Below are 18990 nucleotides of genomic sequence, written 5' to 3'. Positions count from 1 at the left end.
ATATATTCCATTTTGATGCAATGATATTTTTTTAATTTATAAACAGCCAGTTACAATAATGGCACAAAATCAGCTTAGTAAATACCAAAGCAATTATGCAGCAATAACAAAACCCAATAGTTGGAGGACACATGTCACAATCGGTTTTAGATTTTATTAAAGAAAATGACGTCAAGTTCATTGATTTACGCTTTACTGACACTAAGGGTAAAGAGCAACATGTATCGATTCCTCATCACCAAGTTGATGAAGATTTTTTCGAAGACGGTAAAATGTTCGACGGTTCTTCAATTGCAGGCTGGAAAGGCATAAACGAATCAGACATGGTATTAATGCCAGTTCCTGAGTCAATCAAACTAGACCCTTTCACTGAAGAAGCGACATTAATTTTACGTTGTGACGTAGTAGAGCCTTCTACACTACAAGGCTATGAGCGCGACCCGCGTTCTGTTGCTAAGCGTGCTGAAGATTACATGCGTTCTACAGGCATTGCAGACACTGTTTTATTTGGCCCTGAGCCAGAATTTTTCGTATTTGACGATGTTAAATACAAATCAGATATGTCTGGTTCTATGTACAAAATTGATTCTAAGCAAGCTGCTTGGAACTCAGATAAAGAATATGCAGATGGCAACACTGGTCACCGTCCAGGTGTTAAAGGCGGTTACTTCCCAGTTGCTCCAGTTGATGACTTCCAAGATTGGCGTTCAGCTACGTGTCTAGTTCTAGAAGAAATGGGCCAAGTAGTAGAAGCACATCACCACGAAGTAGCAACAGCAGGTCAAAACGAAATCGCTACTCGCTTTAATACAATGGTATTAAAAGCGGATGAAATTCAAGAAATGAAATATGTTATCCATAACATGGCTCACTTATACGGTAAAACAGCAACGTTTATGCCTAAGCCAGTTGTTGGTGATAACGGTTCTGGTATGCATTGTCACCAGTCTTTAGCTAAAGACGGTGTTAACCTTTTTGCTGGCGATAAGTACGGCGGTCTTTCTGAAGATGCACTTTACTACATTGGCGGCATCATCAAGCATGCTAAAGCAATTAACGCTTTCGCAAATGCGTCTACTAACTCGTACAAACGTTTAGTACCAGGTTTTGAAGCACCAGTTATGCTTGCATACTCTGCACGTAACCGTTCTGCATCAATCCGTATCCCAGTGGTTCCATCTGAAAAAGGTCGTCGTATTGAAGTACGCTTCCCAGATCCAACTGCTAACCCATACCTTGCTTTCTCAGCAATGCTTATGGCTGGCCTTGATGGTATCAAAAACAAGATCCACCCTGGCGATGCTATGGATAAAGATTTATACGACTTACCAGCTGAAGAAGCAGCAGAAATTCCAACTGTTGCAGCATCACTTGACGAAGCACTATCTGCACTTAGCGCAGACCGTGAATTCTTAACTCAAGGTGGCGTATTCACTGATGACTTAATCGATGCTTACATCGAACTTAAGTCTAAAGAAGTTGAAAAGCTTAACATGACAACTCACCCAGTTGAGTTTGAAATGTACTACAGCTGTTAATTAAGCTGTAAAAATATGTGTGTTCTCAAGCCCGCTTTGCGGGCTTTTTTAATGGTAAAATTAGTCAATCTCCACTAAAGTTAAGTTACCGATAAAAATGCAGGGCTGCAGAGTGAATAACAAGATTTTATTACTATTAATTACTTTAGGATTAAGTAATTATGGTTATGCCGGTGAAACAAAAATATACGCTTGGAAAGATAAAAATGGCGTATTAGTGTTCTCAGACACCCCTCATAAAGGGGCTCAAGAAGTAAAGCTCACCAGCCAAGATCTTAATATGCCTGCAACAAATACTGACATTTTCGACGAGCAACCTCAGCCTCAACAAGCGGCCTTTAGTATTGCTATTTCCTCACCTGATCATAACCAGACTATTCGTGAAAATACCGGCACTGTTTATGTAACTAGCCGAATAAAACCACGCTTTGAAACTGGTTTTACTATACAACTTTTTATTGATGGTAAAGCACACGGCCCAGCCAGTGACAGCTCAACCTTTGCAATTAGAGATGTAGAACGTGGTCAGCACACACTACAATTAAAGCTTTTTAATAGTAAAAACCAAGTTATTGCTACAAGCGAACCCTGCATATTTTTTATGCACCGAAAAGGGCTAAACCTAGGTAACTAAATTGGGGTATTACTAAACGTGCAGCAGTGTATTTAACCATATAACTTGCTTGCAAACATCCACGCACTAAAATGGTGCAGCTATGATTAATAATAAAAACTTTAGCCCTGAGCTACTCGATGCCATTTGGCAAAATCAAACAACCGCTATCATGTTACTTGATAAAAACTTTACCGTTGTATATGCCAATACTAGTACCAGCGAGCTGCTTGGCCTTGGTAATAAGCGCTTGTTAGAACAACCGTTTGATAGCCTTTTTAACTACCATTCAATCGATTTACAGCGTATAGAACAATACTCATTAGTTGAAGGCGTAGATTGCCAGCAGCACAGAGCTGACGTGGTTTTTAGCGATTCTCGCCATGCAAAAGTAGCCGTAAGTACACGACAAATTAAGTTTAATGGCTCGCTTTATATTTTATTTGAGTGGCGCCAAACCGATGACGAAATTAAGCACGACCAAGCGTCTAATCAAATGCATCAATATCAAGCTGCCCGAAACCTAATTAGAGGCTTAGCTCACGAAATTAAAAATCCTTTAGGTGGAATTCGCGGAGCGGCGCAGTTATTGCAGTATGAGGTTGATCAACAAGAAAGAGATCAATGTGCTGAGCTCATCATTGAGCAAGCCGACCGATTACGCGAACTAGTAGATAGGCTTTTGGGACCCAATCAACTTCCGCAAAAATCGTATGGCAATATACATCAATCACTTGAATCAGTTGCAAGGCTAAGTACGTTAGATAATTGTTCTAACATTAGCTTAGTTAAAGATTACGACCCAAGTATTCCTGATGTATACATTGATCAAGGCAAAATTCAGCAAGTGGTATTAAACATTGTTCGAAATGCCCAACAGGCGCTTGTAGATGGCGGTGAAATAACAATAAAAACCCGCATTAATCATCAGCATCGTCGCCCAGGTAAAGCACCTAAAAAAGCCTTGTTGATCCAAATATCTGATAACGGACCAGGTATTGATCCCAGTGTACGCGAAACACTGTTCTACCCTATGATCACCAATAAAGAAGGTGGCTCTGGGTTAGGACTCTCAATAGCGCAAACACTGATAGATCAACATGATGGCTATATAGAATGTGATAGCTGGCCTGGACATACTGAATTTAATATCTATCTGCCCTTTGCAGATTAATGTTTGGAGTTTGCATGAAAACAGTTTGGCTTGTAGATGATGATGCTTCTATTCGATTTGTACTTGAAAAAGCACTAACCCGTGCAGGGTTTAACACAGAGAGCTTTGCTAATGCGCAAGATGTACTAAGCGCCCTAAAGTTTAGCCAACCTACTGTTTTAGTTTCTGACGTACGAATGCCTGGTATGGATGGTATGGCGTTGCTTGAACTTATTGCAGAGCAAAACCCTGGGCTGCCGGTAATTATAATGACTGCGCACTCAGATTTAGACTCAGCTGTAAATGCATTCCAAAAAGGTGCTTTTGAATACCTCGCTAAGCCGTTTGATTTAAACGAAGCAGTGGCGCTAGTCGAAAGCGCATGCAGAGCAAACTCCACTAAAAAAACTAAGCGCAAGCAAGCTCCACCAAAAAGTGCCCACATAATTGGTGAAGCGCCCGCAATGCAAGAAGTGTTTAGAGCGATAGGTAAACTATCGGCTTCTAGCATGAGCGTATTAATAAATGGTGAATCTGGAACAGGTAAAGAACTTGTCGCCAGTGCTTTGCACAATCATAGCCCACGTAAAGAAAACCAATTTATTGCACTTAACATGGCAGCCATTCCAAAAGAGCTTGTTGAGTCAGAGTTATTTGGCCACGAAAAAGGCGCATTTACGGGCGCCGACAGCGTGCGTAAAGGCCGTTTTGAGCAAGCCAATGGCGGCACACTATTTTTAGATGAAATTGGTGATATGCCACTTGATGTACAAACACGTTTATTACGCGTTCTTGCCGATGGTGAGTTTTATCGCGTTGGTGGCCATCAAAGTATAAAAGTGGACGTACGCATTATTGCAGCTACGCACCAAAACCTTGAAGATTTAGTTAAACAGGGCAAATTTAGGGATGATTTATTTCATCGTCTTAATGTTGTGCGCCTACGTTTACCCGCTCTTCGAGAACGCACTGAAGATATAGAAAGCTTATCGCAACATTTTTTACATAAAAGCGCTAAAGAGCTACAAGTAGAAAGCAAAGTGCTGAGCCCTAAGGCAACAGAGCAATTACGTTTATTTAATTGGCCTGGCAATGTACGCCAATTAGAAAACACGTGTCGCTGGCTGACAGTTATGGCACCGGGTGAGCTTGTAAGCGAGCAAGACTTACCGCCGGAGATTCTGGATGCTTCACCAACCCAAGAAGAAGGTGATTGGTTAGATGCGTTTCAACAATGGCTTAATCAAGAGCTAAAAAAAGGCAAAGAAAATATTTGGCCTGACATTCAAGCCCAGCTAGAAACTCGCTTAATTAAAACCGCACTGGCTAATTGTTCTGGTCATAAGCAAGATGCTGCTATAAAAATTGGTTGGGGACGCAACACGTTGACCCGAAAATTAAAAGAGCGCAATATTAGCTGATTAAACGCTTTTAACACATTTGGTTATTGATGAAGCTAATCGAACATATTCCATTATTCAAACAAATGGAAATAATAAACAGGCTGCACTTTTTTAAAGAATTTACGCTCAGCGAGCGCCAAGTCTTATTAGAGTCGTTCGGCCTGTTGTATTTAGTAAGCCAGCATCAATTTTTATTTAAGCAATACGATAACGACAAACGTTTGTACATTGTACTTAGCGGCGCTTTACTGGTATTTAAGCATAACCATTTGCTAGAACTTGGCACTATTGAGCCCGGTGAATTTATAGGTGAAGGTGCCTTTATAAATAACCGAGAGCGCAGTACCAGTGCTCGCGCTAAAACCGACACCATAGTACTTGCCATTACCCCTGAAGCACTCACCCGCTTACCTAATGTTATCCGCGAAAAAATTAAAGACCGAATTATAGAAGGTATGAGTCTGCGTATTGCAAAACTTAGCGAGCATATAGAAACTCACGGTTAACTCTATCACTCAGTCCATATAAACAATTTGTAGTGAGCAATCAAGCCAGCTGGGGTTATTAACGTGAGCTGTAAACCTGTAAGTATCGGATGGTTTGGCGCCAAAGGGCGTATTTATAAATGGTTGTGAGTGACTGTATGTTTGCGAATAATTTTTGTAATAAATGACAACGTAACCGTACAAAAACTCCCAACCTAACCTTACAACAGCGCCACTGGGTAAGGTAAAGTCAGCATATTTATCTGTAAATGTGACGAGTAAATCATTGTACTTGTCTTCGCTGCATTGAGTTGTTCGTAACTTTTTAGGCATAACAAAGGTTGTACCCGCCACTGCATTTTTTAGATAAAAGCCTATATTGCCATCACCATAAAAATGATTTGAACGCGTTGTATAGTTAACTTGTGGCTCGTAACCTAGCCCCTGCATAATAGTAGCTAACTGCTCAGTCTCTTTTGGGTAAATTTTGTCACTTGATAAGAGTAATGTAGCCTCACCAAACTCTGATGGGATTGCCAGCGGTACATATTCATAAGGGAGCGATTGTGCTTTTAGCGCAGCATCGAGCTGATTGCTCTGTTCATCTTGCAAGTTTTCACTAAATACATACACGGTAGGTTGTTGGCACGCAGCTAATGGTAATGCCAACACACACATTAAAATTCCATTTTTCATAGTTACCCCTTTTGATTACGCTTGTAGTCTATTAAAGGTAACTATTTATAGCAATTTAATTTGTTTGGCTATCTAACCAAGCATCAACACTTTTTCGAGTATATAAAACGTCTTTAAATAAACGATGTCGTTCAAACTCGAGTTTTGTTTTTCTCGTGGCATCACCACTAACTAAACGGCTATGGGTATCATTGAACTTTGAAATTACAGAAAAACCGCGTTCATCTTGATCAGCTTGCTTTTTTACAGAATTAGCAAGGTGCTCTCTAACATCGTCAGCAGTTAACATACCTGAATTGTCTAATCCCATTAGCTCTTTTTTCATTGCCAATCTTACGCCCATTTCCTACTCCATTTAATGAAAACTATTTAATCCGCCAAAGTTTTAGCAATTAGCAGGCCATACGTAAAATTAACTGCTGCAAAGGTTACTCTTCAATTGCTTCAGTTTTTTTAAAGACAGATAAAATACATAAAAAATTTCATAGCTATTTAAGTATTACAATTAGCGAAAGTCACTTGCTTTGGTGCAAAAGTAGCTGCAAGCCTTTATACTACAGCTTGTGCGTTACCCCACCGAGAGCAAATATGAACGAAGAATACATAGAAATAGAATTAGAAGAAGAGCCAATTGAGCTTTGTAAATTATTAAAAGTACTAAACTTAGTTGAAGGTGGCGGCCAAGCTAAAAACCTAATTACCGAAGGCTATGTGGGTGTTAACCATGAAATTTGTACAATAAAGCGGAAAAAATTATACAGTGGCGATGTATTAGAATTTGATGGCGAATTTTTTAAACTTGCGCTAAGTGAAGACGCAACCCCTGCAGAAAAACCTGCGGTACAAACTCAAGCAGAGTCAAAGCAAGCTGCACCACAACCAACAAATCAGCCAGCTAAAAGTAAGCGTAAGCGAACTAAAAAACCAAAAGTAGATGATAAAACAGGTCGTCGACCTATTTCGTTTGGTTAAGCATTTAAAAGCCCTCTTTTTATATAAAAAGGTCAACTTGTATAGTTGGCCTTTTTACTCTTTAATAACCTAATTAATAATAAAAACAAGGTTATAAAATGTCTGTTAAAACACCTAAAAATTGGTTTAAGCCCGCTGCATGGGCGGCACTCGTATGGAACTTACTTGGCGTTATTGCATTTGCTATGCACATGATGATGACACCCGAAGTGATAGGTAAACTTCCGCTAGATCAACAAGCTGCCTACTCTAACGTTCCTATTTGGTCAACCATTGCATTTGCTATAGCTGTATTTGGAAGCACTTTTGGTTGTCTGTTTTTACTTGCTAAAAACGCGCTGGCAACACCTACTTTTGCGCTATCGCTCGGCGCTATTTTAATTCAGCAATATTATAATTTTGTGGTCATAAACAGTATTGAGCTACTTGGTGCAAGTGCTGTATTTATGCCTATATTTGTAATCATTATTGCCATCGCTTTACTTTGTTTGAGTATTAAAGGTAAGCAACAAGGTTGGTTACAGTAATTAATAAGGGTCGAAATAACTATTGACCCTACCTCTTTCAAATCATCTCTTGAAATTAAACTTTTCAGCATCATCTCTACTATATTAACTGTATAAAATTCGTTCTCTAAACACGATTTTTTACACTGGTATGTACTTTGCAACTCGAACACTACAGAGGTCACTCTTCAAAATATTTTTCTAATTCATAAAGGGGCAAATAATGAATAATAGTTTCGATACCCAACATCAGCTCACAATAAATGGTGAGCAATATCATATTCATTCTCTAAAAGGACTTGGCGACAAAGCGAAACGATTGCCCTTTTCCTTAAAAGTATTACTTGAAAACCTTCTTCGTAACGAAGATGGCGCAAATATAAAAGAACAAGATATTCAAGCTCTCCTTAATTGGGATCCTCAAGCAAAGCCTGCATCTGAAGTTGCCTTTACTCCCGCCCGTGTTGTTATGCAAGATTTTACCGGCGTACCCGCTATTGTTGATTTAGCCGCGATGCGTGACGCAATGGAAAAACTAGGTGGAGATCCCGCAAAAATAAACCCGTTATCACCTGCTGAGCTTGTCATTGATCACTCGGTACAAGTAGATGGTTATGGTAACGATGGTGCTTTTGATTTAAATGCAAAACTAGAATACGACCGAAATAAAGAACGTTACGAATTTTTACGCTGGGGACAAACCGCTTTTGATAATTTAAAAGTAGTGCCACCAGCAACCGGTATTGTTCACCAAGTAAACCTAGAATACTTAGCGCGCGTAGTTTTTAATGAAGAGCGCGACGGCAAAAAATTTGCTTACCCAGACACGCTTGTAGGGACTGACTCTCACACCACCATGATTAATGGCTTAGGTGTGCTTGGTTGGGGTGTAGGCGGTATTGAAGCCGAAGCAGCCATGCTTGGTCAGCCAATTAGCTTACTCATTCCACAAGTAGTCGGTATGAAGCTAAGCGGCCGCTTACCTGAAGGTACTACAGCTACAGATTTAGTGTTAACGGTAACCGAAATACTGCGTAACCATGGTGTAGTGGGTAAATTTGTAGAGTTTTATGGTGATGGCCTTGCCGACTTACCACTTGCCGATAGAGCAACCATAGCGAATATGGCACCAGAATACGGCGCTACGTGTGGTATTTTCCCAATTGATGATGAAACCATTAACTATCTTCGCTTAACAAACCGCGACGAAAGTCACCTAAAGGTAATTGAGGATTACGCAAAACACCAAGGTTTATGGCGTAACGATGGTGACGAAGCTAGCTATACCGATACACTCGAGCTTAAATTAGGTGATGTTGTACCAAGCCTTGCAGGCCCTAAACGACCACAGGATAGAATTTCCCTAGACAAGGCTGGTGAAGTGATTAGCCAGCATTTAAAAAACTTTCAAGATGAACGTATGGCTCGTCGTGATAATAGCGACGAAGAACAAGCTCGTATTGAAAGTGAAGGGCCAACAACAAATCCAGATGAACCAGTCAACGAAGCGCAGTTTATGGGCGCCGCCAAGGTTAAATTTAAAGGGCAAGAGTTTGAGTTAAACGATGGCGCTTGTGTTATTGCCGCAATTACCAGCTGTACTAATACTTCTAACCCAAGTGTTATTTTAGCTGCTGGTTTGGTTGCCAAAAAAGCAAAACAGTTAGGCATTAATGTAAAACCTTGGGTTAAAACATCACTTGCACCAGGCTCTAAAGTAGTTACCGACTACCTAGAAAAAGCAGGCTTAATGGACGACTTAGAAAGCTTAGGCTTTAACTTAGTTGGCTACGGCTGTACTACGTGTATTGGTAACTCAGGGCCGCTTGCAACTGAAATATCAGACGCAATTCAAAAACATAAATTGGTAGTGAGCTCTATTTTATCGGGTAACCGTAACTTTGAAGGGCGTATTCACCAAGATGTTAAAATGAACTTTTTAGCGTCCCCTCCGCTTGTTGTTGCTTACGCCATTGCGGGCAGAACCGATATTGACGTATACAACGAACCCCTGGCTCAAGATGCTAACGGTAACGATATTTACCTTAAAAACATTTGGCCAAGCGTTAAAGAAGTAAGTGACCTAGTTAAAGAAACAGTAACTAAAGAAATGTTCGAAAAAAGCTACGCTAACGTTTACGAAGGCGATAGCCGTTGGCAGCAAATTAAAATACCAGATGGCAAACTTTACGATTGGGATGACGCATCTACCTACATTAAAAAAGCACCATTTTTTGATGGTATGAAAGTAGAACCACCGGGCATTCCTACTATCGAAGGTGCACGTTGTTTAGCTAAGCTTGGGGATTCAGTAACCACTGACCATATTTCTCCTGCGGGCGCTATTAAAGCAGATGCACCAGCAGGTTTATACTTGCAAGAAAATGGCGTAGATAAAGCGCAGTTTAACTCGTACGGTTCACGCCGTGGTAATCACGAAGTAATGATGCGTGGCACGTTTGCTAATGTTCGTCTTAAAAACTTACTAGCACCAGGTACTGAAGGCGGCGTAACACGTACTCAGCCTGGCGATACGCTAGAGAGTATTTATGATGCAGCAATGGAGTATCAAAAAAATAATACGCCACTCATTATTTTAGCGGGTAAGGAATACGGTACGGGTTCATCTCGTGACTGGGCGGCCAAAGGCTCACTTTTACTAGGCGTTAAAGCGGTTGTAGCACAAAGCTATGAGCGAATTCATCGCTCTAACTTAATTGGTATGGGTGTATTACCGCTGCAATTTAAAGAAGGTGAAAGCTACGAGTCACATGGGTTAACAGGGCAAGAACAATTTGATATTGATGGCCTGTACGATAAAACCGATGAAGTAACCGTTATTGCTACAAATGCCGAAGGTAAAAAAGTAACCTTGAGTGCTGATGTACGTATTGATACCCCTAAAGAGTGGGATTACTACAAACACGGCGGTATTTTACAATATGTACTGCGTAATATGCTCGACTAACAAAGACGGTAGTTAATACATTTAAAAGCCCAGCTTAGTAATAAGCTGGGCTTTTTTATGTGTGCTGTTTGTTGTCTTAAATCAATGCTAAGCATTTAAAGCGTGCCTACACTATGCGACTATTAGTGAGGTAACTATGTCGCAAACAATGATAATTAGGCTGCTTAAAACATCAATAGTGCTTGGGTTGTGCCTTATCGTGACTGGCCACACTTTAATTGTGTCGAGTTACTTTACTGTCGAGCATGGTATTAAAGGAATAATTATAGCGGCGGCATGCATTGCTGTAGGTGTACTGCTGTCGCTTCCCACTAAAATATATTTAACCGTATTATTGATGGAAGCCGAAAAACGTTATTTAAAAAACCATAAAAGTACTCACTCTAAATAATTAAAGTGCACTTAAATTATTAATTTCTTTATTACGTTTTTCTAGTTTGTCTTTTACATTATTGGCATCATTAAATAGCTTTTTAACAGAGTCTGGGTTCAAAATACTGATCCCCTCTGGTGCAGCTGACATTGTATTTGTACTTGGGGAGGTATTTAAAATAGACGTGTCTTCTGCAGCAATAACAGTAATATCTTTAGGATCGAGTTTTACTTCAATGCTTTTTGCATGCGGGTTAGGTGTATCAGAAAAGTGCCATTGGCCTGTTTCGTCTTGCCACTTAAAAATTTTGCTGCTTGAGGTAGTACTTTCAGGGATTGGTTCATCAGAAATACTGCTCGCAATTTTATCGCCAGCTTGCTTAACGCCCTGCACTGCTTGATCCAAAGTATTGCTAGATAGCGCAACCATTTTTTCTTTAATTTGCTGAGATTCACTGCTAATTGATGATGCAGAAAGCCATGTTTGACCATCGGGCTTTTTTAAATAAAACAAAGAGATGACTGCAATAGCCATGATTGATATAGCTAAGTAGGTAAAGTATTTCATAGCGTTCCTGCTTTAATTAATCCTTTATTGCCTTGAGTCTAATAAAAAATACTTAATTAGGCAATTTTTTGTACCCTAATAAAAAATAAAAACGCAGCCGAAGCTGCGTTTTTATTTGCAATTTAACTACACCGTAGTCGCGTTAAATACCGTCACCATCCATGTGTAGTCCACATTCTCGGTTTAAACCAAAAAAGCGAGTTTCTTCCTCAGTCATTCCTGGTTCTAACTTACGTGTTGTATGTACGTCTCCCATAGACACATAACCTTGCTCCCATAATGGGTGGTAAGGTAAATCGTGCTTAGTAAGATACTGATACACGTCGCGGTTAGACCATTCAATAATCGGGTACACTTTAACGGTACCACGGCTAATTTCTACAAACTGTTTATCAGCACGTGTAGATGATTGATCGCGGCGCAAACCACTAAACCAAGTGCCAGCCTCTATTTCTTTTAACGCACGGGTCATCGGCTCTACTTTATTAAGCTGATTATATTGCTTAATGCCGTCTTCGCCTTTCTCCCATAGTTTACCAAATTTAGCCTCTTGCCATGCTGGGCTAAGCGGCGCTCTATACACCTTTAAGTTAAGTGATAAACGCTCACTCATTTGCTCAATAAACTGATACGTTTCAGGAAATAAATAGCCTGTATCGGTTAATACAACGGGAATATCTGGACGTTGTGAGGTCATTAAATGCAGCATTACTGCCGCTTGAATACCAAAGCTAGATGATAAAAAAGCCGTATTAGGCAAGTTATCAAGCGCCCATGCAACACGCTGTTCTGCGCTCATATTCGCTAGTAAACCATTAGCATCAGCTAACATAGCCGTTTGGCTTTGTTTATCTAGCTGTAAAATGTTTTTAAATTCACTCATGGTAAATTCCAAACCTCACCAGCGCCAAAGCGCTGGTATTTAATTAAGCGTGAAAATCGGTTACTGATACTTTTACTTCAGCAACAATGCCTTTGCGTATAACAAAGTCACCAAAACACTCACCGTCATTGCGCTCGCTTGCCCATTGGCCAATGAGCTTATCGAATGCTTCTAGGTAAACGTCTTCGCCTACGTTCTCAAGGTACAATTTAGGAATACGTGTACCTTCTAAATTACCACCTAAGTAAACGTTGTACTTACCTGGGCCTTTACCTACTAAACCTGCTTCTGCAAGCATTGCGCGGCCACAGCCGTTCGGGCAACCTACAACGCGCATAATAATGCTGTCATCGGGTATACCGTGCTTAGCAAGTAATGCTTCAGTTTTTTCTACTAAGCTTGGTAAGTAACGCTCTGCTTCGGCCATTGCAAGTGGGCACGTTGGCAGTGAAACACACGCCATAGAATTTTTACGCTGCTGCGAATCTGTGTCATCAATCAGGCCATGGCTACGAGCAATTTCTTCAATCACGGCTTTTTGATCTGCAGGTACGCCAGCAATAATTAAGTTTTGGTTTGCCGTCATACGCATGTCACCTTGGTGAACTTCTGCAATTTTACGACAACCTGTTTTAAGCGGCTTGCCTGGATAGTCTAAAATACGACCACTTTGAATAAATAGCGTTAAGTGGTGCTTACCATCAATGCCTTCAACCCAACCAATACGATCGCCACGGTGAGTAAACTCAAACGGGCGACTTGGTGCAAATGTAACGCCTGAGCGTTTTTCTACTTCGGCTTTAAATACATCAACGCCTACACGGTCTAATGTGTATTTAGTTTTTGCATTTTTACGGTTTGAACGATTACCCCAATCGCGCTGCACAGATACAACATGCTCTGCAATTTTTAAGGTATCTTCTAGCGTAATAAAGCCAAAGTCATCGGCTTTACGCGGATAAGTTGCTGTATCGCCGTGCGTCATGGCAAGGCCACCGCCCACTAATACGTTAAAACCAACAAGTTTGCCGTTATCAGCAATTGCCACAAAGTTTAAATCGTTAGCGTGCACATCAACTTCGTTGTTAGGTGGGATAGTTACCGTTGTTTTAAACTTACGCGGTAAGTAGTTAGATCCTAAAATTGGCTCTTCTGTGGTTTCTGCTTTTTCGCCATTTAACCAAATTTCGGCATACGCTTTCGTTTTTGGTAATAAATGTTCAGAAATTTTTGCAGCCCAGTCGTAAGCTTCTTGGTGTAACTCAGACTCAACGGGGTTAGTAGTACAAAGCACGTTACGGTTAACGTCACCAGCGGTTGCAATAGAGTCAATACCTACGCTATCAAGCATTTGGTGCATGCCTTTAATATTAGGCTTTAATACACCATGAAACTGAAACGTTTGACGCGTTGTTAAACGAATGCTGCCGTAGCTTGTTTTGTCATCTGCAAACTTGTCGATTGCTAACCACTGCTCTGGCTTAATAATACCACCAGGCATACGTGCACGTAACATCACATTATGTAGCGGCTCTAGCTTTTGCTTAGCGCGCTCTCCACGTATATCGCGGTCATCTTGTTGATACATGCCATGAAAACGAATTAGCTGAAAGTTATCGGCTGTAAAGCCACCGGTAATTTCGTCTTTTAAATCTTGCTCTATGGTGCCACGTAAAAAGTTACTTTCTCTTTTCAAACGTTCGTTATCAGAAAGTTTTACGTTTTTATCTTGTTCGCTCATTTTAAATCCTAAATTTGTTACAGTGACGGCTGCTAGCTGTTAAATAAAATAAGAAACGTGATTAATACACGTCTTTCTGATAGCGGTTTGCGCTACGCAAATCTTTTAAATATTGCTCTGCGTCTTCATTGCTCTTGCCTGTGTTTTCTTTAACAATATCAAGCAAGGCGTTGTGTACATCTTTTGCCATGCGATTTGCATCGCCACAAATATAAAAGTGAGCGCCAGCTTCTAACCATTCAAACACGTCTTTACTGTTACTGCGTAACTTATCTTGTACGTATACTTTTTCTGCTTGATCGCGGCTAAATGCAACATCTACTTTGTTAAGTAAACCCGATTTTAAATAACCCTGTATTTCTACTTGGTATAAAAAGTCTTGAGTGAAATGTGGGTTACCAAAAAACAACCAGTTTTTGCCTTGCGCTTCACGCGAATCACGCTCTTGTAAAAATGCACGAAACGGCGCAATACCCGTACCAGGGCCAACCATAATCACAGGTGTATCATCGTTAGTGGGTAGGCGGAAATTGTCGTTGTGTTCGCTAAATACTTTAACTTTACAACCTTCTTCTGCACGACGAGTTAAGTAACCTGTACAGCCACCTAAATGCTCGCTATCAAATGCATCAAACTGCACTAGACCTAATGTTAAATGTACTTCGTCTTCAACCTCTGCTTGGCTAGATGCAATTGAGTACAAACGAGCTTGTAGTTTACGTAGGCAGTCTACTAATGTTTGCGCATCAATTTTTGCAGGGTTTTGGCGAATCACATCAAATATTTGACGAGGTTCAATATACGCACGCATTGCGGCTTTATCTTCTACAAGCTTTAATAATTCAGGCGTACCAGTTGCTATTGCGTATTTTTCTACAAAACCAGGGTATGACTGAGTCAGCTCTAGTTTTTCAATAAGTGCGCCGCGTACGCTTAGCTCTTCATCACCTACTTTTACAATGCTTGTTGCATCTATTTGAGTAAGTGTAAGTACTTCATCAACTAATACATCATCATTTAAAAAGTACACACCTAATGAATCACCAGGTGTGTAAGTAATGTCTGAACCTTCAAGCGAAATTTCAACGTGGCGTACATCTTTAGTGGAGTCGCGACCGGTAATTTTTTGAACTGTTAATAGCTCTGCTTCAAATGGATTTTGTTTTGTATATTGGCTTGAAGCGGTCATTGGTGCGCCAAATGGCATTGATACAACTTGACCACCAGCGGCTTCTTGCTGCGCTTTTAAATCAGGTTCGAATGCATCAACTGCACCGGCAATCCATGTTGCAGCTTCATCTTCGTAATCTACATCTAAATCAGCACGTTGATATATGGTTTGCGCACCGAGTTTATTTAAACGCTCTTCAAAATCTTTTGCTGTTTGGCAGAAAAACTCATAGCTAGAATCACCTAAGCCAATAACCGCTATTTTTACATCGTCTAGTTTTGGCGCTTTTTTAGTGGCTAAAAATTCGTGAAGTGTTTCTGCGTCTTCAGGTGGCTCACCTTCGCCGTAAGTAGATACAACGATAGTTAAAAACTTTTCTTTTTTCAGGGCTGTTGGTTTGTAATCTGACATGCTAACAAGCTTAACTGCTAAGCCTCGCGACTCAGCCTGCTCTTTCATTTTGGTAGCTACACCTTTTGCGTTACCTGTTTGCGAACCATATAAAATAGTTAGCGCTGCTGCATCACCCGCAGCCGGTACGCCTGCCGTAGAAGCACCTAACGCAGCCGAATTAGCATTTGCAGCTAAGTAACCACTTACCCACGCTTGTTGAATTGGATTAAGTTCAGCCACTAAACCTTGCAGCTTTTGTACTTGATCTTGCGATAGCGGGCTTGCCGCAGCATTTAGTTGACCTAACAACATGAATCGATTCCCCATAACCCTGAAAATTAAACACAACACACTTTGTGTATTGTTAAAAATGAGTTTTACCTCATCCAGAGCGTATCTGTTGAGGTTTTCTAAGTATGTAGGATAACGGGCTCTGCATAGATAAAAAAAGAATAGAATCTGCTTTGATATTCCATTTAGTTATTAATTTATAAAAATACCTTCAAAAACAGATTAAAGGACGATTATTGCCTTTTACAGCACTTTAAATTAACAATTTTGTAACCTAACTAATGTAGGGTATATTCCTCATTCAAAATAAAAATAGGAACAACTATGTTACACGGGAAATATAAAAATAAACTACTTAGTACCGCATTGTTACTTGGCTCATTACCTGTAATGGCCAATGTAGCTAATGGCGGCTTTGAACAATGGTCAGGTAATACACCTGATGCATGGACTACGATAGATAGCGGAATTGCTTTAACGCGCTCAACCAGTACAGTTAAAAGCGGTAGTAGCTCTGCTGCTGCAAATGTAACAACAGGATCGCAAAGTAACACTGATTTACTACAACAGGTTGCTGTAGAAGCAGGTAAAACCTATAACTTTTCGGCTGATGTTTACCACACCGAAGGTAAAATTAAAGCTCGCTTGTATGTAGATGGTTATCAAGGCTATTCAAATCAAGCACAAACTAACCAATGGCAAACAGTTAGCCATAGCTATACAGCAAATAGTGATAAAACAATTAGCGTAGGGCTTAGGTTTTATGATGTAAGTGGATTTGATGGAAGCGAAACCGTATACGTAGATAACTTTTTACCAAATGCTGATGGCAGCGCATCAACAAGTTGTACCGACAATAGCCTTACACTAACGCTTAATACCGATAATTACGGTAGCGAGACTAGCTGGGCCGTTAATAACAATCAAGGTAGCGCTGTTGCTAACGGCAGTGGTTACGCATCAAACACTCAGTATGATGAGCAAATATGCCTAACTGATGGAACTTACACACTTGTTATTAACGACAGCTACGGCGATGGCATGTGTTGTTCAACAGGTAATGGCAGTTATGCGCTTAAGCAAGGCTCTACCACACTTGCTAGCGGTGCAAGTTTTAATAGCACCGACAGCACAGCATTTACTTTAGGTAGTGGCTCTGGTGATGGCGGCGGGACCACCCCAACACCCACTGGCTACTATGTTACTGCTCAAGGGTTATCGGGTTATGCACTAAAAACTGAGCTTTATAATATTATTAAAGATCATAATGCACAGGGTTACTCGGCTATTTGGAATTTTTACGACTCATCTGCACGTGATAAATACTTTGAAAACGATAACAGCATTTTAGATATGTATAGCGAAAAACCAAACGGCTCTGACAGCTACAATTATGCTGCGGTGAGCGATCAATGTGGTAACTATAGTGGAGAAGGCGGTTGTTACAACCGTGAGCATTCATTTCCTAAAAGCTGGTTTGGCGGCACTATTGAGCCAATGAACTCAGATGTGCATCATATTTACGCAACCGACGGTTATGTAAACTCAAAACGTAGTAACTTCCCATTTGGTGAAGTAGCAAGCGCTTCATTTACATCAACTAACGGAAGTAAATTAGGTTCTGCCGCAGGTTCATTAAATTACTCAGGTACTGTATTTGAGCCAATTGACGAATTTAAAGGTGACTTTGCTCGCGCTTATTTTTATATGGCAACGCGCTACGAAAATGTAATAGGCACTTGGCAAACAAAAACGACCTCAAGTAATGCTGTACTTAATGGTTCAAGCAACCAAGTGTTTGAAAGCTGGGTTGTAGCCATGCTGCTTAACTGGCATAACAGCGATCCTGTAAGCCAAATGGAACTTGACCGTAACCAAGCAGCGTTTGAATTTCAAGGTAATCGTAACCCGTATATCGACCACCCTGAATTTGTAGAAATGATCTGGTAAAAGTTAGCAGTTAAAACAAAAGCCTTTGCAAATGCAAAGGCTTTAACTTTTAGCGTGTAATATTTTTTTATAGTCACAATGGTTTAAGCTAATTATAAGAAACAGCTGCGATAAGTGATTTTTCAGCTCTGTTTTTCATCAACGTTAAAAGTGAATGATGAAAATCTTGAAATATCACCTCACCCCATATTCGCGAATAAATACCAAAATTTGTATTATCTTGCACGGTCGTTTTTAACGTTAAAATCGTATTGCCGCTTTTATCTTCACTTAACTCATATCCACCGTAAAGAGGTGAAAAGTATTCACCGCCTAGTTTTACGTGTTTATCGAGTGCGTCATCGGGGATAGCATCTGGGTCTATATCAAATCTATAATGCATTTTTTTGTTTGGCTGCCAGTCGGTTATTACTTCTTCAAACACAACGCCTTTTTGCCAAGTACTTGTGCGAACAGCGCCTATACCGCTAGCATTCATACTTGCCTTTAATGGCTTTGGTACACCAATTAATTGAGTGAGTGAAAAAGGCACTTCCTGTGGTTTTATGTCACTCACATTAGCTAACTGCTGCCACACAACATTGATGGGCGCGTTAATAGCTATTGAATTTGTTACTTCGTATGTTTTTGATAAATGTAAAAAGTTAACTTCAATAGGTGAAAGTAATACAGGTAACAACGCGATTGATAATAAAGAACTATTCGCTTTTTTTATTTTACGTTTTCTAACAAAGCCCGCAAGTAACCCACCAATGCTGGCAAAAAACATAAAAGCAGGCAAAGCCATTGCCACACAAATGCTCCCTTCAAGCAAAGTAATTACACTTACAAATAAAAAACAAAAATAGGCTGCCAAGCAATCGTGATCATTTGCCTTTTAGTTAATGTTTTTGATTCGTTGTACTCAAAGTGAATACGAATATAGCCAATAGCAACAGGCACTAAAAACATAAATGATATAGAGACTAAGCTACCTAAATTGTAAGCATTGACTAGCTCTACAAACAGCCGCATAAATATGCCGTAAAGCGTACCAAGTAAAATACCAATTGATTTAGGGGAGTTGAGTTGCATCTCTATTCTTTATTGTTGTTATTAACAATCCGAAAGTAACAGAAGTATTATTTCACCACAAATAAAACGAAATTAACGGCTGCTACCAATAAGCTTTTCAAACAAAGCGGCTTTTACAGCCACTAAGACTAAAGGATAATAACCTGCCATTAACACTACTTCCCGCTATAAACAGTGATCAAACTCCTTGAAATAAAAAACAAACCATTGATT

At 40.1% G+C, this 18990-nt stretch carries 16 protein-coding genes and 1 pseudogene; 10 read left to right on the top strand and 7 right to left on the bottom strand.

All coding sequences use genetic code 11. The features are described 5' to 3' along the window. The first annotated feature begins 131 nt into the window (after positions 1–131). The 5 genes from glnA to I6F43_RS14415 all read left to right on the top strand — a co-directional run bounded on the left by glnA (position 132) and on the right by I6F43_RS14415 (position 5213). Positions 132–1538, top strand: coding sequence for a glutamate--ammonia ligase (gene glnA / locus I6F43_RS14435; protein ID WP_010554792.1), 1407 nt, complete (start codon positions 132–134; stop codon positions 1536–1538). 112 nt (positions 1539–1650) lie between these two features. Beyond that, entirely contained in the window at positions 1651–2172 is a 522-nt protein-coding gene (locus I6F43_RS14430) for a DUF4124 domain-containing protein (protein WP_024589531.1), read from the top strand. 82 nt (positions 2173–2254) lie between these two features. Next, positions 2255–3325, top strand: coding sequence for a nitrogen regulation protein NR(II) (gene glnL, locus I6F43_RS14425; RefSeq protein WP_007582173.1), 1071 nt, complete (start codon positions 2255–2257; stop codon positions 3323–3325). 14 nt (positions 3326–3339) lie between these two features. After that, the gene (gene ntrC, locus I6F43_RS14420) at positions 3340–4725 is read left to right on the top strand and encodes a nitrogen regulation protein NR(I) (RefSeq protein WP_197102867.1); all 1386 of its coding nucleotides are present in this window, start codon (positions 3340–3342) and stop codon (positions 4723–4725) included. Between the two features lie 29 nt (positions 4726–4754). After that, complete coding sequence (locus tag I6F43_RS14415; RefSeq protein ID WP_002961116.1) at positions 4755–5213, top strand: cyclic nucleotide-binding domain-containing protein; 459 nt, start codon at positions 4755–4757, stop codon at positions 5211–5213. Positions 5214–5222: 9 nt separating this feature from the next. Here the strand turns inward: I6F43_RS14415 and I6F43_RS14410 are convergent, their stop codons facing one another. Both I6F43_RS14410 and I6F43_RS14405 read right to left on the bottom strand, forming a co-directional pair. After that, positions 5223–5888 (bottom strand): hypothetical protein, encoded by a 666-nt coding sequence (locus I6F43_RS14410; protein ID WP_197102865.1) that lies wholly within the window; start codon positions 5886–5888, stop codon positions 5223–5225. A gap of 55 nt (positions 5889–5943) precedes the next feature. Next, positions 5944–6231 (bottom strand): hypothetical protein, encoded by a 288-nt coding sequence (locus I6F43_RS14405; protein ID WP_024607643.1) that lies wholly within the window; start codon positions 6229–6231, stop codon positions 5944–5946. Positions 6232–6476: 245 nt separating this feature from the next. On the opposite strand from I6F43_RS14405, the gene I6F43_RS14400 reads away from it, so the two are divergent. The 4 genes from I6F43_RS14400 (at position 6477) to I6F43_RS14385 (ending at position 10725) form a co-directional block, all read left to right on the top strand. Continuing rightward, positions 6477–6860 (top strand): RNA-binding S4 domain-containing protein, encoded by a 384-nt coding sequence (locus I6F43_RS14400; protein ID WP_010554787.1) that lies wholly within the window; start codon positions 6477–6479, stop codon positions 6858–6860. 98 nt (positions 6861–6958) lie between these two features. Beyond that, a complete protein-coding gene (locus I6F43_RS14395; protein ID WP_197102863.1) occupies positions 6959–7387 on the top strand; it encodes a hypothetical protein in 429 nt (142 codons plus the stop codon). Between the two features lie 202 nt (positions 7388–7589). Further along, positions 7590–10334: an aconitate hydratase AcnA gene (acnA, locus tag I6F43_RS14390; protein WP_010554785.1), complete on the top strand. Its 2745-nt coding sequence runs from the start codon at positions 7590–7592 to the stop codon at positions 10332–10334. A gap of 136 nt (positions 10335–10470) precedes the next feature. Next, on the top strand, positions 10471–10725 hold the full coding sequence (locus I6F43_RS14385; RefSeq protein WP_024589527.1) for a hypothetical protein: 255 nt from the start codon (positions 10471–10473) through the stop codon (positions 10723–10725). On the opposite strand, the gene I6F43_RS14380 is transcribed toward I6F43_RS14385, so the two are convergent. The 4 genes from I6F43_RS14380 to I6F43_RS14365 all read right to left on the bottom strand — a co-directional run bounded on the left by I6F43_RS14380 (position 10726) and on the right by I6F43_RS14365 (position 15774). Then, complete coding sequence (locus tag I6F43_RS14380; RefSeq protein ID WP_197102861.1) at positions 10726–11274, bottom strand: DUF4124 domain-containing protein; 549 nt, start codon at positions 11272–11274, stop codon at positions 10726–10728. It abuts the gene before it with no gap. 142 nt (positions 11275–11416) lie between these two features. Beyond that, the gene (locus I6F43_RS14375; protein ID WP_007582191.1) at positions 11417–12157 is read right to left on the bottom strand and encodes a phosphoadenylyl-sulfate reductase; all 741 of its coding nucleotides are present in this window, start codon (positions 12155–12157) and stop codon (positions 11417–11419) included. Between the two features lie 43 nt (positions 12158–12200). Further along, positions 12201–13898: an assimilatory sulfite reductase (NADPH) hemoprotein subunit gene (cysI, locus tag I6F43_RS14370; protein ID WP_197102859.1), complete on the bottom strand. Its 1698-nt coding sequence runs from the start codon at positions 13896–13898 to the stop codon at positions 12201–12203. A gap of 61 nt (positions 13899–13959) precedes the next feature. Continuing rightward, on the bottom strand, positions 13960–15774 hold the full coding sequence (locus tag I6F43_RS14365) for an assimilatory sulfite reductase (NADPH) flavoprotein subunit (RefSeq protein ID WP_197102850.1): 1815 nt from the start codon (positions 15772–15774) through the stop codon (positions 13960–13962). Between the two features lie 303 nt (positions 15775–16077). On the opposite strand from I6F43_RS14365, the gene I6F43_RS14360 reads away from it, so the two are divergent. Further along, positions 16078–17703, top strand: coding sequence for an endonuclease (locus I6F43_RS14360; protein WP_197102847.1), 1626 nt, complete (start codon positions 16078–16080; stop codon positions 17701–17703). Between the two features lie 88 nt (positions 17704–17791). On the opposite strand, the pseudogene I6F43_RS14355 reads toward I6F43_RS14360, so the two are convergent. Continuing rightward, a pseudogene (locus I6F43_RS14355) lies at positions 17792–18777 on the bottom strand (hypothetical protein). Positions 18778–18990 lie beyond the last annotated feature (213 nt).

Source organism: Pseudoalteromonas sp. NZS71_1 (assembly GCF_015864305.1).
GTDB classification, from domain to species: Bacteria; Pseudomonadota; Gammaproteobacteria; order Enterobacterales; family Alteromonadaceae; genus Pseudoalteromonas; species Pseudoalteromonas arctica.
Note: the sequence above shows the minus strand (reverse complement) of the source record. Positions and strands in the feature narration are given on the sequence as shown.

Excerpts from the sequence above, each read along its gene's own strand:
- glnA (WP_010554792.1), top strand. The coding sequence starts at position 132 with ATGTCACAATCGGTTTTAGATTTTATTAAAGAAAATGACGTCAAGTTC.
- glnL (WP_007582173.1), top strand. The coding sequence starts at position 2,255 with ATGATTAATAATAAAAACTTTAGCCCTGAGCTACTCGATGCCATTTGG.
- ntrC (WP_197102867.1), top strand. The coding sequence starts at position 3,340 with ATGAAAACAGTTTGGCTTGTAGATGATGATGCTTCTATTCGATTTGTA.
- I6F43_RS14415 (WP_002961116.1), top strand. The coding sequence starts at position 4,755 with ATGAAGCTAATCGAACATATTCCATTATTCAAACAAATGGAAATAATA.
- I6F43_RS14410 (WP_197102865.1), bottom strand. The coding sequence starts at position 5,888 with ATGAAAAATGGAATTTTAATGTGTGTGTTGGCATTACCATTAGCTGCG.
- I6F43_RS14405 (WP_024607643.1), bottom strand. The coding sequence starts at position 6,231 with ATGGGCGTAAGATTGGCAATGAAAAAAGAGCTAATGGGATTAGACAAT.
- I6F43_RS14400 (WP_010554787.1), top strand. The coding sequence starts at position 6,477 with ATGAACGAAGAATACATAGAAATAGAATTAGAAGAAGAGCCAATTGAG.
- I6F43_RS14395 (WP_197102863.1), top strand. The coding sequence starts at position 6,959 with ATGTCTGTTAAAACACCTAAAAATTGGTTTAAGCCCGCTGCATGGGCG.
- acnA (WP_010554785.1), top strand. The coding sequence starts at position 7,590 with ATGAATAATAGTTTCGATACCCAACATCAGCTCACAATAAATGGTGAG.
- I6F43_RS14385 (WP_024589527.1), top strand. The coding sequence starts at position 10,471 with ATGTCGCAAACAATGATAATTAGGCTGCTTAAAACATCAATAGTGCTT.
- I6F43_RS14380 (WP_197102861.1), bottom strand. The coding sequence starts at position 11,274 with ATGAAATACTTTACCTACTTAGCTATATCAATCATGGCTATTGCAGTC.
- I6F43_RS14375 (WP_007582191.1), bottom strand. The coding sequence starts at position 12,157 with ATGAGTGAATTTAAAAACATTTTACAGCTAGATAAACAAAGCCAAACG.
- cysI (WP_197102859.1), bottom strand. The coding sequence starts at position 13,898 with ATGAGCGAACAAGATAAAAACGTAAAACTTTCTGATAACGAACGTTTG.
- I6F43_RS14365 (WP_197102850.1), bottom strand. The coding sequence starts at position 15,774 with ATGTTGTTAGGTCAACTAAATGCTGCGGCAAGCCCGCTATCGCAAGAT.
- I6F43_RS14360 (WP_197102847.1), top strand. The coding sequence starts at position 16,078 with ATGTTACACGGGAAATATAAAAATAAACTACTTAGTACCGCATTGTTA.